This window comes from uncultured Empedobacter sp. (genome assembly GCF_937930195.1).
Classification (GTDB): domain Bacteria; phylum Bacteroidota; class Bacteroidia; order Flavobacteriales; family Weeksellaceae; genus Empedobacter; species Empedobacter stercoris.
Genome location: NZ_CALGVK010000098.1, coordinates 1 through 15143, shown reverse-complemented (window position 1 = coordinate 15143; position 15143 = coordinate 1). Strand labels below are relative to the sequence as shown.

Annotated in this window: 18 protein-coding genes and 3 tRNA genes; 8 read left to right on the top strand and 13 right to left on the bottom strand. The window is 31.3% G+C overall.

Annotation, left to right across the window (positions count from 1 at the left end):
* A partial coding sequence (locus Q0616_RS06285; RefSeq protein ID WP_298775869.1) for a hypothetical protein occupies positions 1-370 on the bottom strand: 370 nt, incomplete at its 3' end.
* A gap of 100 nt (positions 371-470) precedes the next feature.
* Between Q0616_RS06285 and Q0616_RS06280 the strand changes: the two genes are divergently transcribed.
* Positions 471-722, top strand: a complete 252-nt coding sequence (locus Q0616_RS06280; protein ID WP_225542728.1) for a hypothetical protein — start codon at positions 471-473, stop codon at positions 720-722.
* 48 nt (positions 723-770) lie between these two features.
* Here the strand turns inward: Q0616_RS06280 and Q0616_RS06275 are convergent.
* The 3 genes from Q0616_RS06275 to Q0616_RS06265 form a co-directional block, all read right to left on the bottom strand.
* Positions 771-844: transfer RNA gene (locus Q0616_RS06275), tRNA-Arg, on the bottom strand.
* 24 nt (positions 845-868) lie between these two features.
* Positions 869-943, bottom strand: a tRNA-Pro gene (locus Q0616_RS06270).
* Between the two features lie 31 nt (positions 944-974).
* Positions 975-1058 (bottom strand) — tRNA-Ser (locus Q0616_RS06265).
* 148 nt (positions 1059-1206) lie between these two features.
* On the opposite strand from Q0616_RS06265, the gene Q0616_RS06260 reads away from it, so the two are divergent.
* From Q0616_RS06260 to Q0616_RS06250, 3 genes are all read left to right on the top strand, one after another.
* Positions 1207-2121, top strand: coding sequence for an N-acetylmuramoyl-L-alanine amidase (locus Q0616_RS06260; protein ID WP_171621605.1), 915 nt, complete (start codon positions 1207-1209; stop codon positions 2119-2121).
* Positions 2122-2282: 161 nt separating this feature from the next.
* Entirely contained in the window at positions 2283-2657 is a 375-nt protein-coding gene (locus tag Q0616_RS06255) for a VOC family protein (protein WP_286484139.1), read from the top strand.
* Between the two features lie 252 nt (positions 2658-2909).
* On the top strand, positions 2910-3482 hold the full coding sequence (locus Q0616_RS06250) for a pentapeptide repeat-containing protein (protein ID WP_188318994.1): 573 nt from the start codon (positions 2910-2912) through the stop codon (positions 3480-3482).
* Positions 3483-3532: 50 nt separating this feature from the next.
* On the opposite strand, the gene Q0616_RS06245 is transcribed toward Q0616_RS06250, so the two are convergent.
* From Q0616_RS06245 to Q0616_RS06215, 7 genes are all read right to left on the bottom strand, one after another.
* The gene (locus Q0616_RS06245) at positions 3533-5719 is read right to left on the bottom strand and encodes a polyribonucleotide nucleotidyltransferase (RefSeq protein WP_298775865.1); all 2187 of its coding nucleotides are present in this window, start codon (positions 5717-5719) and stop codon (positions 3533-3535) included.
* A 140-nt stretch (positions 5720-5859) separates the two neighbouring features.
* Positions 5860-6129, bottom strand: a complete 270-nt coding sequence (rpsO, locus tag Q0616_RS06240) for a 30S ribosomal protein S15 (protein WP_171621601.1) — start codon at positions 6127-6129, stop codon at positions 5860-5862.
* 307 nt (positions 6130-6436) lie between these two features.
* On the bottom strand, positions 6437-7255 hold the full coding sequence (locus Q0616_RS06235; RefSeq protein WP_225540487.1) for a small-conductance mechanosensitive channel: 819 nt from the start codon (positions 7253-7255) through the stop codon (positions 6437-6439).
* Between the two features lie 11 nt (positions 7256-7266).
* Entirely contained in the window at positions 7267-7479 is a 213-nt protein-coding gene (locus Q0616_RS06230) for a hypothetical protein (RefSeq protein WP_171621599.1), read from the bottom strand.
* A gap of 3 nt (positions 7480-7482) precedes the next feature.
* The gene (locus tag Q0616_RS06225) at positions 7483-8049 is read right to left on the bottom strand and encodes an RNA polymerase sigma factor (protein WP_260543510.1); all 567 of its coding nucleotides are present in this window, start codon (positions 8047-8049) and stop codon (positions 7483-7485) included.
* 186 nt (positions 8050-8235) lie between these two features.
* Positions 8236-8520 (bottom strand): rhodanese-like domain-containing protein, encoded by a 285-nt coding sequence (locus tag Q0616_RS06220; RefSeq protein ID WP_225539657.1) that lies wholly within the window; start codon positions 8518-8520, stop codon positions 8236-8238.
* A gap of 52 nt (positions 8521-8572) precedes the next feature.
* Positions 8573-10594, bottom strand: coding sequence for a M13-type metalloendopeptidase (locus Q0616_RS06215; RefSeq protein ID WP_298775861.1), 2022 nt, complete (start codon positions 10592-10594; stop codon positions 8573-8575).
* Positions 10595-10725: 131 nt separating this feature from the next.
* Here Q0616_RS06215 and Q0616_RS06210 point away from each other — a divergent pair, with 131 nt between their 5' ends.
* Positions 10726-11682, top strand: coding sequence for an NAD-dependent epimerase/dehydratase family protein (locus tag Q0616_RS06210; RefSeq protein WP_225539655.1), 957 nt, complete (start codon positions 10726-10728; stop codon positions 11680-11682).
* Positions 11683-11732: 50 nt separating this feature from the next.
* Here the strand turns inward: Q0616_RS06210 and Q0616_RS06205 are convergent, their stop codons facing one another.
* Both Q0616_RS06205 and Q0616_RS06200 read right to left on the bottom strand, forming a co-directional pair.
* Positions 11733-12368, bottom strand: coding sequence for an NAD(P)H-dependent oxidoreductase (locus Q0616_RS06205; protein WP_171621594.1), 636 nt, complete (start codon positions 12366-12368; stop codon positions 11733-11735).
* 74 nt (positions 12369-12442) lie between these two features.
* Positions 12443-12907, bottom strand: a complete 465-nt coding sequence (locus Q0616_RS06200; protein WP_188318998.1) for a hypothetical protein — start codon at positions 12905-12907, stop codon at positions 12443-12445.
* Positions 12908-13012: 105 nt separating this feature from the next.
* Here Q0616_RS06200 and Q0616_RS06195 point away from each other — a divergent pair, with 105 nt between their 5' ends.
* The 3 genes from Q0616_RS06195 to Q0616_RS06185 form a co-directional block, all read left to right on the top strand.
* Complete coding sequence (locus tag Q0616_RS06195) at positions 13013-14029, top strand: phosphotransferase (RefSeq protein ID WP_260543512.1); 1017 nt, start codon at positions 13013-13015, stop codon at positions 14027-14029.
* The gene (locus Q0616_RS06190) at positions 14022-14447 is read left to right on the top strand and encodes an RNase adapter RapZ (protein WP_260543514.1); all 426 of its coding nucleotides are present in this window, start codon (positions 14022-14024) and stop codon (positions 14445-14447) included. The genes Q0616_RS06195 and Q0616_RS06190 overlap by 8 nt, the downstream gene beginning before the upstream one ends.
* A gap of 1 nt (position 14448) precedes the next feature.
* Positions 14449-15143, top strand: a 695-nt coding sequence (locus Q0616_RS06185) for a nucleotidyltransferase family protein (protein ID WP_298775852.1), incomplete at its 3' end; no start/stop codon positions are given.

Here is a 15143-nt window from a genome sequence, read left to right as displayed (position 1 = left end):
GATGAGCTTCATCATAAAAAGTAATTTGATTTGATGATTTTACTTTAAAATATGCAGTTTTTTGCAAATTTTGAATCAAATTTTGAGGAATTTCGCAATCAGAATTCACTTGTTTTAAATGATTAAAAATTATAGCTTGATCTATTTTAGTATAATCAGCCGTAATAATTCCGCAAACCGTTTTCATTACCATTTTTTTCGTTGCATCTTCAAAAATAATGTAATCTACTCCATCATTTATATTCCATTTACCCGACAAATCGCTAATTTCTGAAGTCACAACTTTAGTTTCGGAAACTGTTTTGGTTGGTAAACAACTTGTTAATCCTAAAACAAAAAACAAAAGTATTGCTTGAATTGTATATTTCACATGGTTTTATTTGTAACGAAGGTAGAAATATTTTTGACTAATTTGAATTGATTTTTTAATATTAGTTTTTATTTAGAAATTTGTAGTTAAAATAAAATTCATGGCGAACACTAAAAAAGGAGAAGTTTTTACAGATACAAATAATGTAAAAAAAGTAAGAATAGAGCGTAAGCCAAGCTTTCCTAAAATTTACTTTTTAACGGATGATTGTCAATTTATTGAAGACGGATTATACGAATTAGACTTCTTTGAAACGCCAAATGTAACTGAGTTCAAATCAGAATTAAATCCAACTATTCCTTCTATTAATTTTAAGCAATTGAGTGAAAAAGGTAAAAACTTTTTAAAATAATTTTTTATTAAAGATAAAAATCCACTTAGAAAATCTAAGTGGATTTTGTGATCCAGTCAGGATTCGAACCTGAGACCTACTGCTTAGAAGGCAGTTGCTCTATCCAGCTGAGCTACTGGACCGATCCAAAAATTCGTTGAATTTTGTCGGGGTGGCAGGATTCGAACCTGCGACCTCCTGCTCCCAAAGCAGGCGCGATAACCGGGCTACGCTACACCCCGAAAAGTATTTTTATTTAAAACTTAAAAAAAGCGGAGAGACAGGGACTCGAACCCTGGCATCGGTTACCCGATGACAGATTAGCAATCTGCTCCATTACCGCTCTGGCACCTCTCCTACTTTTAATATAAGACATTCAGAAAATGTCTTATAAAGCGGTTGCAAATATAATCTGACTTTTATTGCAAAACAAGTCTTTTTTGAAAAAAAATCCAAATATTTGGCTTAATTTTGGCTACTCAAAAGACTATTTAGAACTAAAAGAATGAATATTAAAGGATTAATGTTTTCGGCAATTTGTTGTTTTTTTATTTTAGCCAGTTGTGCTACTAAAACAGTTCCGCCAAAAACAATTACAAAAGTAATTCGTGACACAGTCATTATCAACTCAAAAACAGATCAACCAGAAATGACTCGAGCTGCAAAGCTTGACAAGTACAAAGTAACAACAGATTATTATCCATCTATTTCGCAAGACGAACGTGTTCGTTTTTTAGTCTTGCATTATACTGCAATCAATACCGAATTGTCGTTAAAAGTATTGACTCAGAAAGATGTTAGTGCTCATTATTTAATTAATGATTATGATGATAAAACAATCAATCTTTTAGTTGACGAAACCAAACGTGCATGGCATGCAGGTGTAAGTAACTGGAAAGGTATCGATAATTTAAATTTCTCTTCTATCGGAATAGAAATCGTTAATCTCGGAAATAAAGGAACAGATACCTATCCTAATTTCACACCTTATCCAGCTTATCAAATCAAAAAAGTCGGTGAGTTAGCGCAAGATATCATCAGCCGTTATAATATTTCACCTTTTAATGTTGTAGGTCATGCAGACATTGCACCAGGTAGAAAACCAGATCCAGGTCCACTATTTCCATGGAAACAATTATACACAGATTATGGTGTTGGTGCTTGGTACGAAGAAAGTGATAAGTATTTATTTATTCCTCAATATCCATGGGATACAACAAGCTCAGTATTTGTTACACAAGTACAAACAGAGCTAAAAAAATATGGCTACAATGTACCTATAAATGGGATGATTGATACGCAAACTAAAAATGCTATTGTTGCATTTCAGATGCATTTTAGACCTGAAAAATATGATGGCGTGGTCGATGCTGAAACATGGGCAATTTTAAAAGCATTAAACAAAAAATATAATCCTTAAATAGAAATTAAAATTTCGTATTAAACTCCTACTTGTTAGGAGTTTTTTTTATGTTTATATGACAGATCATACTATTAACCTTCCGACTTGAATACATTTATCATCTAAATATGCCAAAATGTTCTGAAAAATTGGAGTATTTTTATCAAAAATAATGATATATGGCTTTTAAAAGTTTACGACCAATAATCTGGACAAAAGATTTACAAAAAACAACAAAATTCTATAAGAAATTAGGTTTTAAGATTGCAGAACAAAATGAAGATTGGATTTGGGCCTGCTTACAAAAAGACGATGTCGAAATTATGTTAGCTTATCCAAATGAAGGGGCAGATTTTAAACAAGCCAATTTTACAGGTTCATTTTATTTTGTCGTTGATAATGTAGATGAATTATGGAATCAAGTAAAAAATGATTGTGAAATTGTTTACGAAATCGAAACTTTTGAATGGGATATGCGCGAATTTGCAATATATGACAACAATGGTTATATTTTACAATTTGGCCAAGAAATAGAAATTACATTTGAGGATTAAGATGCTAACAAAACGATATTACAACATTATTTTAATGCTGCTTATTCTTGTTATTCCTTTCGTTTTTTATTTGCTTATCTCAACTATGATGAGTATTAAAAACGAAACTGATGGAATTGAAACATGTATCTCTTCTATTACTGGGAAAAATTTATGTTCACAAATCGATCAATTAAAAGTTACAATTTACATTGATATGATTGTGATTATTTTTTGGCTTGCACTAAAAAAATTAATCATAAAGAAAAAATAATGCATACAAATTATCATTTTGAAGAAACATTTTTTCAACATAATTTCACTGAATCTCGAAACGTTATTGGCGATTATGAAAATTGTAAATTTATTAGTTGTGATTTGAATACTTTGGATTTGAGCAATGTAAAATTTATCAATTGTGAATTTATTGAGTGTAATCTAAGTAATTCGAAACTTATCAATACAAGTTTTCAGCAAGTTGAATTTAAAAATTGTAAAATGATTGGATTTAATTTAGAAGTATGTAATCAGTTTGGACTTAATGTTTTTTTTGAGCGTTGCATTTTAAATGATTCTACTTTTTATCAATTACCCCTTCAAAAATCAAAATTTATCGAATGTTCATTGCAAAATGTTGACTTTTCATATACAGATTTAAGTCACTCTTACTTCAATAATTGTGATTGTTTAAATGCAATTTTTGATCAAACCAATTTGAAGCAAGCAAATCTAAAAACATCTTATAATTTTAGAATTAACCCAAATGAAAATCAATTGAAAGGAGCCGTCTTTTCGAAAGAAAATATCATTGGTTTAGTACAACATTTAGGTTTGAAAATAGAATAACAAAAAAGTCCGAGAAATCTCGGACTTTTATTTATGTATAAAAACTTAAATTAAGCTTCTGGTTTATCTTGAGGTTTATCCTCTTTCTTATCTGCTGGTTTAGCAGGTTTTTCTGTTCTTTCTGGTTTTGGCAATAAAGCTTTACGAGATAATTTCATTTTCTTTTTATCATCGTAACCTAAGAATTTAACATCAATTTTATCACCGATGTTTACAGAATCCTCTACTTTTTCTAAACGTCTGTGCTCTAATTCTGAAATATGAACTAACCCTTCAACTCCTTTAGAAATTTCAACAAAAGCACCGAATGGTTTAATTGATTTTACAACTGCATGATAAGTTGCTCCAGCTTCAGGAACAAATGCAATTTGTTTAATTCTTTCAATTACTTTATCGATATTTTCTTGGATAACACCATTAATTTCAACGCGACCTGTTGTTTCTAATTCTGTAATTGCAATAACAGTTTCTGTTTCTTTTTGCATTTCTTGAATCACTTTTCCACCAGGACCGATAACTGCTCCGATAAATTCCTTTGGAATTTCCATCACAACAACTTTAGGTGCATTTGGTTTTAATTGTGGACGAGGCGCTGGTAATGTTTCTAATAATTTACCTAAGATGTGCTCACGACCTTCTTTTGCTTGTAATAAGGCAGTTTCCATGATTTCCATCGATAAACCTTGAACTTTAATATCCATTTGACAAGCTGTGATACCATCTGCTGTTCCTGTTACTTTAAAGTCCATATCTCCTAAGTGATCTTCATCTCCTAAAATATCAGACAATACAGTAAATTTCCCAGATTTTGTATCTGTAATTAACCCCATTGCAATTCCTGAAACTGGTTTTTTCATTTGTAAACCTGAATCCATTAATGCTAACGTTCCTGCACAAACTGTTGCCATAGAAGAAGAACCGTTAGATTCTAAAACTTCAGAAACGATACGAACTGTGTAAGGACAATCGTCTGGTAACATTTGAGCTAATGCACGTTGAGCTAAATTTCCGTGACCAATTTCACGACGAGAAGTTCCTCTTAATGGACGAGCTTCACCTGTTGAGAAAGGAGGGAAATTATAGTGTAAAAAGAATTTTTCGTCGAAGTTTGTTACTACACCATCAACCATATTCGCATCTTTAGAAGATCCTAAAGTTACTGTAGCCAATGCTTGAGTTTCACCACGTGTAAAAATTGCTGATCCATGAGTTGATGGTAAATAATCAACTTCTGTCCAAATTGGACGAATTGTTTTTGGATCACGACCATCTAAACGAATTCCTTCGTTCAAGATCAATTGACGTACAGCTTCTTTTTGTACATCATGGAAATAGATGTGAGCAAAAGGAGTAACACGAGCTAATTCCTCTTCATCATCAGCATATTGAGCTAAGAAATCTGCTTCAACTTGAGCAAATTTTTCACCTCTTTCGTGTTTGTCAGATGGGTGTTTCGCAATATCATAATATTTATCATATCCATAAGCCCATACTTTTTCGCGAATTTCTTCGTCATGAGTTTCGTGATTGTACTCACGTTTTGGAGTTGATTTTCCTACTTTAGCCGCTAAGCTTTCTTGTGCTTCAATTTGTTTTTTGATTTCCGCATGGGCAAATTCGATTGCGTCTAACATTTCGCGCTCAGAAATTTCACTCATTTCACCTTCAACCATTACAACAGAATCTTTAGAAGCACCTACCATAATATCGATATCTGCTTGCGCTAATTGTTCTAATGAAGGATTAATCATCAATTCACCATTCAAACGAATAACACGAGCTTCTGAAATTAATGTGAAAGGAATATCTGTAATTGCAATGGCTGCTGATGCAGCTAAACCAGCTAAAGCTTCTGGCATTACATTTTTGTCATAAGAAATAAGTGAGATCATTACCTGAACCTCTGCATGAAAATCTTCTGGAAACATTGGGCGTAAAACACGGTCTACTAAACGCATTGTTAAGACCTCATCATCTGATGGTTTTGCTTCTCTTCTGAAGAAGTTCCCTGGGATGCGTCCTCCTGCATAGAATTTTTCTCTATAATCTACTGTTAAAGGTAAAAAGTCTACACCTGGATTAGCTTCTTTGTTTGCTACAACTGTAGCTAATAACATGGTGTCGCCCATGCGTACAACCACAGATCCATCAGCTTGTTTAGCTAATTTCCCTGTTTCAATTGTAATTTCTCTTCCGTCTGAAAGAGTAATTTTTTCTGTGATCGCCTGTGGAATCATTCGTCTTCTTTGTATTTAATTCGTCTAAAGTCAAAGCCGTTTGCTTTAACTGCATTATATAAAGATATATATCTTATTTTAATTTATAACAAAAAAAAAGGCAATTTCTACGGAATTGCCCTTTTATATTGTGTTTAAAATTACTTACGTAATCCTAATTCAGCGATAATCGCACGATATCTTGTGATATCTTTTTTCTTTAAGTAGTTCAATAACGCTTTACGTTTACCTACTAACATAACCAATGATCTTTCTGTATTAAAATCTTTTTGATTTTGTTTTAAGTGACCAGTTAAATGGTTAATTCTGTAAGTGAATAATGCGATTTGTCCTTCTGCAGATCCTGTATCTGTTGCAGATTTACCGTGCTTTGCGAAAATTTCGCTTTTTACTTCTGATGTTAAGTACATGCCAATATTATTTAATAATTATTATGTAATGAGGTGCAAATGTACAACTAATTTTTAAAATTAATTGATTTTTCGAAAAATAAAAAGAGACCATTTTTGGTTGGTATGGTCTCTTGTTGGTTTGGTTTAGTTTGATTTAATAGATAATAGAAAGTGATGTATTTTCTATTAAATCGAAAAAGGTTTGCTTAGTTGTAAAAGACTTGCTTTCACGATTGGTTGGTAGGTTAAAAGTCGGCTTGATTTTTTAAAAAAAAATCAATAGGTTGGTTAATAATTATTATAAAAATAATTTAGGTAGGTAAGATTAATCTTCAATAATTCGTATTTTTTTATTCGTAATGATTTTTATTGGATAAACTACTTTTTCATTTTCTGTTTGTATGGTCATACATATGTTGTTAATTGCAATTATTACGCCTTTTACATCATCTTCGATAATGATTTTTTGACCAATTTCAAAATTTCTATTGGTATAAAAAGACAGTAACAATCGATATATAACATCTTTTGATCCTAATCCAAACGCAATAGCTAATGTCAAAAATATTGAGCCTAAGATAAGTGACAGATTATTGGTTATCAAGTCTGTATTTACTCCTGCTTGGTTTAATGAAGTAACAATTGTAAAAATAAGGATGATATAAAAAATTATATTACTTATAATATTCGCTCCATTGAGGTCGATTGATTTGATTAAACTTTTCAAAAAAGATTTGATATAATTTGCTAAGTAAAAACCTCCAGCAAATATCAAAACTGCGCTAAAAAATTGAGGTAAATAATCTACAATTCTTCCTATTTGGTTTGAAACAACTGTTAACCCAAAAATATCAGATCCAATGATTATAATTAATAAGATAATAAACAATCTTACAAATTGTAATATAATTACTCCTGGATCTATTTCAATTGAAGAGTTTTTCAACGCTTCGTTATTATTCAATGCATTTTTTAATTTATCTATTTTAGACAATCTCAAAATGTATTTGGTCAATAATAAGATTAATTTTAGCAAGATATAAGACAAGATAAGAAATACTATACCTCCTACTACTTTCGGGAATATTAGTACTATTTCTTGATACAAACTTTCTAACAAGCTAAAATTTAAACCTATATTCATATACTCTATTTCTAGTTATCTTCTTTATCTTTTTTATTCGATTGATTGGTTGATTTCTTTTTTCCTATTCCAAAGAAATTACCAATTGTACTTGGATATTTTACTGAAACCAAATCGGCAACTTCTAATGATAGTTTTATCAAAGCAACATCGTCCATTACTTTTTGCTTTAATGTTTCTGGAAGCTTCTCGTCGGCTAGTATAGTCTTAAAAGGATTTTCCATAAATTACAAAGCATTATAAATTTTTAGTAAACGATTTTTTGCTCTATTTATTCTCATTTTGGTTGCACTTTCACCAATCTCTAAAGTTTCCGAAATTTCTTTAATTGAAAAATCATCTTGGTATTTCATAAGTAGTATAGATTTATCTTCTACCTCTAATTTTTTAAGAGATTGTGTTAGTTTTTCGATTTTTAGTTCAAAAATTTCTTTGTCATCAATTACTTGCTCATTATAATTATCAACCAAATCATCCGTCATCGAATAATTTTTTCTCTCTTCCTTTATTTTGCGTTGTACATGATTGACACAAAAATTATATGTAAAAGAATATAGCCAAGTTGAGAATTTTGATTTTGACTGATAGGTTTTAAGTTTTACAAACAACTTAACAAAAATATCATGTGTCATATCTTGTGCTTCTTCTTGTTCTTCTACAAAACTCAGACACTTGTTATATACCGTATGTGCATACCTGTCATACAATACTCCAAACAAATGTTGATTTTTTGTTTCGACAATCTTATACACCAAAATGTCATCATCTAAATGTTCTAATAGATCCTTTGACATTTCAACTGCTTTCAATATTAAGACACATGGTTACTTATTTGGTCACACATTTTTTTTGTTTTTTTTGAAAAACATTTCGTAAGACACCAAAGTAATCGAATATCTATTTATAATACAATAATGTACAAAAAAAAACCGATAAATAAAAATTTATCGGTTTTTTATAAATAATTAATGATTAACAAATTATTTTTCTAAAACATCTAAGACGTCTTGAAAACCTCCTCCATTAAAAATCTCGTCTACACCTTGTTCTTGTAAATATTGAGCAGCTTGACCTGACCGGTTTCCACTTCTACAAAATACAACAATTGGTCTTGACATTGCTTTGAACTCTTCTACTCTCGTAGGTACTTCTCCCAATGGAATGTTGATCGCATTTGGAACAAATCCATCAGTTTCTAATTCATACGGTTCACGAACGTCTACTAATGTTACATTAGCATTGTTAATTGCTTCTACTGTTGTCATTTTAATCACTCTTTTTCTATTTTTTATCCAATCAATAATTTTGCCAAGCATACTACCAAATTCTAATACGATCTTTTGGTGCTTTGTACAACTTATCTCCTGGTTTTGTTTGAAATGCTTCGTGGAATGCATCAATATTAATGATTGGTCCAAAAGAACGGTAATATCCTGGTGAGTGTGGATCTGTTTTTACTTGATTTACTAAAGCTTCATCTGTTGCTTTGGTTCTCCAAACTGTTGCCCAAGACATAAAGAAACGTTGTTGGGGCGTATATCCATCAATATTTCCGTAAGTACCTTTGTCTTTTAAATACATTTGCAATGCATCAAAAGCTACTGAAACTCCTCCTAAATCACCAATATTTTCACCAGACGTAAAAATACCATTTACATGTGTTCCTTTTACTGGCTCATAGCTATCATATTGTTTTGCTAAAGCACTAGTTGCTGCTTTAAACTTTTCTTCATCTTGAGCTGTCCACCAGTTTACAAGGTTTCCTTCCCCGTCAAATTTAGCTCCAGAATCATCAAATCCATGAGAAATTTCGTGACCAATAACAGCTCCAATTCCTCCAAAGTTTACACCTGCATCTGCTCTATAATCATAGAATGGTGCTTGTAAAATTGCTGCTGGGAAAACGATTTCATTATTTGTTGGATTGAAATAAGCATTTACAGTTTGTGGTGACATTCCCCAACGTGTTTTGTCAACTGGTTTTCCAAAATCTTTTAAATTATCTTGGAATCTCCATTGGCTGTACGCTAAGTTATTTTCGATTAAAGAACCTCCGTTATTAATTGATTTAACTTTTAATCCAGAGTAATCTTTCCATTTATCAGGATACCCAATTTTTACCGTAAATTTATTTAATTTCTCTATTGCTTTTACTTTTGTATCCTTCGACATCCACTCCAAATTATTGATGTGCATATCAAAAGATTTGAATAAATAGCTGATCAACTCTTGAGCTTTTGCTTTTGCTTCTGGTGGAAAATTATCTTTTACATAAATTTGCCCTAATAACTCACCTACCGTTCCGTTCACATAAGATAATCCTCTTTTATCTAAAGCTCTTTGTTCTTTTTGACCTGATAATTTTTTTCCGTAAAATTCAAAGTTCAATTTCTCCAATTCTGTTGTAGAACTATTAGAAAAAGAATCAATTAATTTGAACTTCAAATAATCTTTAATCAAAGGTAAATTCTCTTGATTAATGATTTTATCTAAGTTTTTATAATAATCTAATTCGCGAATAATTACTTTATCAGGATTAATTCCGAAAGATTTTACAAATTTCACAACATCAACATTTTTAGAGAAAGCACCCGCTTCTGTTAATGTTACCAGATTGTATGATTTATTCGGATCACGACTTTCCTCAACTGTTTTGATGTATTTTGCCATCATTTTCTCAAAAGCAACAATTTTTGGTCCTTTTAAATCGCGCGTTTTAGATCCTGTAAAAGGGAAAACTTGATCAATATATTGATTTAAATTCGCTAAAGTTTCCGCATTTTTAGCATCTTCTTTTTGATAATACGTTTTACCCAAAGTCAAACCGATACTTCCTAAATAAACCGCATTTTGCTTACTATTTTTCATATCAGTATAAACAGAAACTCCATAAAAAGGGTTTTCACCAATCGGTGTAACTTCTGTTAAATAAACTTGTAAATCCGTTAAATTCTTGATTGCATCAATTTGCTTTAAATATTTTTGAATCGGAGCTAAACCTGTTTTATCACGCGCTTCCATATTTGTATAAGCATTGTAAAGGTCAGAGATTTTTTGCTCGTTAGAATCTTGTTCATATTTATTATTCAATAAATCTTTTACTAACTTCAACGATACTTTATCTGTATTCTCTCTCAACTCATCAAAACTCCCCCATCTTGCTCTGTCAGAAGGAATTTCTGTGATTTTCATCCAATTACCATTCACATGATTATATAAATCATCCTGAGGACGAACAGACTTATCCATGTAATCAGGATTAAAAGCTTGATAAGATTCTTGCGCAAATGCTAAGACTGAAGTACAAGCAAATGCTGCAACAAATAGTTGTTTTTTCATATTTCTACTAAGTATTTTTGATACGATTTGTCGAGATTTCTTCGACCTTTGTTACAAATCTACTAAATAAAGTTTAGAAATTTAGTAGATTATTTTACCTTTGGTATAAACAAACAAAAGTAACTTTTAAAATGGAAACCGAAACGATTTTAATCACCGGTGCATTAGGACAAATTGGTTCTGAATTAGCCGAAAAATTAAAAACCATTCATGGAAAAAACAATGTAATCATTTCTGATATACGCGATCCAAAAGATGTTGATTATGATGGAATTTACGAAGTAATCGACGTAATGAATACAGAAAGAATAAAAGAAGTTATTGCCAAACATAACATCAAAACAGTATATCATTTAGCTGCACTTCTTTCTGGTACAGCAGAAAAAAATCCAATGTTCGGTTGGAAATTAAACATGGATACGTTACTTACTTTCTTAGAATTAGCAAAAGATAAAGTAATCGATAAAATCTTTTGGCCTTCATCTATCGGGGTTTTTGGACCAGATACACCAAAAGACAACACGCCTCAAAATACAATTCAAACACCTTCTACAGTTTACGGAATTTCTAAATTATCAGGAGAATACTGGTGCAAATGGTATCAACAAAATCATCATGTAGATGTACGATCTGTTCGTTTCCCTGGTCTTATTTCGTGGAAAACACCTGCTGGAGGAGGAACTACAGATTATGCAGTGGATATCTATTACAAAGCCATTGAGGACGGAAAATACACTTCTTTCTTAAAAGAAGGAACGTTTTTACCAATGTTATATATGGATGATGCAATTGATGCGATTGTTGAATTAATGTCCGCTGATCCAAAACAATTAGGTGAGTTTAAATCTTATAATTTAGGAGGTTTAAGCTTTGCTCCAGAAGATTTAGCTGCAAATATTAGAAAACATATTCCAACATTCTCGATTGATTATGCACCAGATTTTCGTCAAGCTATCGCTGACTCTTGGCCATCTTCTATCGACGACTCTGTTGCTAAAGCTGATTGGGGATTTGCTCCAAAATACGACATTGATAAAATGACAACAACTATGTTAGAAAATTTAAAAATTAAATTAATTAAAGCTTAATATCTTAACTTCACAAAAAAAGGATTGAGAAAAACCTCAATCCTTTTTTGTTATTCATATATTTTTTTGACAAAATCCTTCATTGGATTTCTCACTTTTTTCATCGGAGCTAACCAATCTTCACTATCTCTATAGCCTAAAGGAAGTAATAAAACACTTTTCATTCCTTTCTCATTCAGATCAAGTAAATCATCCAACTCTGCATTATCAAAACCTTCCATTGGCGTACTATCAATTTTAAGTTCTGCAGCTTGCGCTAATGCAAAACCTAAACCAATATAAGCTTGACGAGCAGTATGCGCAAAATTCTCTTCAGAAGTTTGAGGCAAATAAATACCTTTTAATTTATCTGTATATGAACCAAAACGTCCTCTTGGCAACTCGCGTTCATCTGTCGTAAAATCATAAATCGTATCAATACGATCTTCTGTATAACGATCCCACGCAACAAAAACTAACAAATGCGAACAATCTGCTACAATTTGCTGATCATATGCAATAGGAACAATTTTTTGTTGTAATTCTTTGTTTTTAATTACAAGAATTCTGAATTGTTGCAAACCAGATGAAGTTGGGGCTAAACGTGCAGCCTCAACAATTTTTTTAACATCTTCTTCTTCAACAATCAAAGACGGATCATATTTTTTTGTGGCATAACGCCATTTCAAATCATCTATTAAGGACATAATTCTTTATTTAAATCTCCCTAAAATTACATCAAAAAAGCAATTGTTTTACTTAAATATTTGCTAAAATTTCACTATTTCTCCTCTTTCCATTCCAAAAAATAACTTCCAGAAGTATTTTTAGAATTCCAACGAATTTGATAATCACCAGCTGATAAATCCAATGTAAAATTTTCTTCTTTTGACTTGATTAAATGGCGTGTAAATAAAACATTCTGATTTTTGTCTACCACTTCAAAATGCAATTCTCCATCAATTCTTATATTTGAATGAAAATTAGCTGTTACATTTTTTGAAACATTTAATTTAATGTAACTCATTCCAGAAGCATCTTCAAATTTTGCTTTAGTCCAATTATCTCCATTTGAGTTAGACCATTTCGAATCTCCTACTCCATTTTCAAAAAAAGTTCCTTGCGATTTGATGTTTGGATTTGTTGTTTTTGCATAAAAACTATTCGAATCTACATCTGCATTCACTTTTACTGTAATACACGATTGTAACGAAATCATTGCGATAATAAGTGCTATTTTTTTCATATCAGTTTTTTATTTTCTAAATAGATGCAACATTTTGAAAAAAGTTACAACAAACAAATATTTTTAAATCATTTCTGATATGCGTAACTTTCGCAAAATATTCTGATGAACGATAATACAGCTCAATTTTTACACGAAAATTTCACACAAAAAGCAATCGATAGTTTAACACAACTTTCTGGTGGTGCTTCTTCGCGTAAATATTCGAGATTTTTTGACCAAAATCAATCGTATATTTTAGCAGAAAGCTCTAATACAGAAGAAAATAAAGTATTCATTCAGTTTTCAATCGAACTAAAAAAAGTGATTGATAATGTTCCTGAAATCATTTCTGTTTCAGAAGATTTCAAAACGTATGTACAAACTGATTTAGGTGATGAAACATTGATGAATCTTGTGCTGAATGATCTTGAAAAAGCAAAACCTTATTATTTTAAAACCTTAGAACAATTAGCAATTGCTCAAATTCAAGGAAAAAATCAGATTGATTTCAACCATACATTTTCTTATCCAAAATTAGATAAAACACTGATTTTAAGAGATTTATTTCAGTTTAATTTTTACTTTTTGGATGTTTTAGGAATTGATTATAATGCAGGAAAACTGATCAAAGATTTTGATCGTTTTGCCTCTCAATTTGATCAACTTTCTCCGCAAGGATTTGTTTTCCGAGATTTCCAGACGCGCAATATTATGATTCATCATAACGAACCATATTTTATCGACTATCAAGGTGGTTTATATGGCCCTATTGTTTATGATTTGGTATCGTTAATTTGGCAAGCAAAAGCCAATTTACCTTTCAACTTCAAAAAAGAGTTATACGAATTTTATTACGAGCAATTGAAGAAACAAATTCCAACTTTGGTTCCGATAGATTTTCGTCAATCCTATGAATATTGTGTCGTAGCAAGACTTTTGCAAGTTTTAGGCGCTTATGGTTTGAGAGGATTGATTGAACGAAAAAAACACTTTATAGAAAGTATTTCGTTTGGTTTAAAAAATCTTGAATCAATTATTGATTATCCTATCTTACAGAATTACCCAGAATTAAAAAATATTATAAAAATCCTCGTTCTTCCAACAACGTTAGAGCGTGTAAATCATAAAATAAATGGCTAAATTAAATATCAACGTTCGTAGTTTTTCATATAAAAAAGGTGGAATTCCAACTGATCCAACTGGTAATGGAGGTGGATTCGTTTTCGATTGCCGTGGCGTATTAAACCCTGGACGAATCCAAGCGTATAAAACACAAACGGGTCGTGACGAAGATGTTAAAAAATATTTGGAAACAGAAACTAAAATTGCCGTTTTCTTAGAAGGCGTTTTTCAAATCATTGATATTTCAATCGAAGATTATTTAAATCGTGGTTTCGAGAATTTAGAAATTAATTTTGGTTGTACAGGCGGACAACATCGTTCGGTTTACTCTGCTGATGCGACTGCTAAACATATTGCGGAAAAATTTCCTGAAGCGCAAGTAATCTTACATCATGTTGTGCAAGAAGAAAAAAACTGGATAAACGAAGCCTATTAATATGAAAGCTATGATTTTTGCTGCGGGTCTTGGAACTCGTTTAAAACCATTTACAGAAAACCATCCCAAAGCTTTGGCTATTGTAAACGGAAAACCTCTATTGCAACGGAACATCGAATATTTGAAATCTTTTGGAATTGATGAAGTCGTGATTAATGTGCATCATTTTGCAGATCAAATAATAGAGTTTTTAGAAGAGAATAATTATTTCGGAATTAAAATTACCATCTCAGATGAAACCGATCAAGTCCTTGAAACGGGCGGCGGTTTGGTAAAAGCGAAAACTAATTTTGACGAAGATTTTTTAGTGATGAATGTTGATATTTTGACAGATCTTCATCTAACCAATTTTATCAAAGCACATCAAGAAAATAAGGCGTTGGTGACGTTAGCTGTTTCGGATAGAAATTCGTCACGCAAGTTATATTTTAACGATAAAAACGAATTAAAAGGCTGGCGAAATCTAAAAACACAAGAAGAAATAAAAGCAGTTGATTCTTTAGATGACTTAAATGATTTAGCTTTTAGTGGCATACATGTCATCAATCCTGCTTTATTTGATAAAATTACCGAAACAGGTAAATTTTCGATCATGAAAGTGTATATGGATTTGATGAAAACTGAATCTATTATTGGTTTTGATCATTCTGGCGGTATTTTAATCGATGTCGGTCGACCAGAAAGTGTATTAGAAGC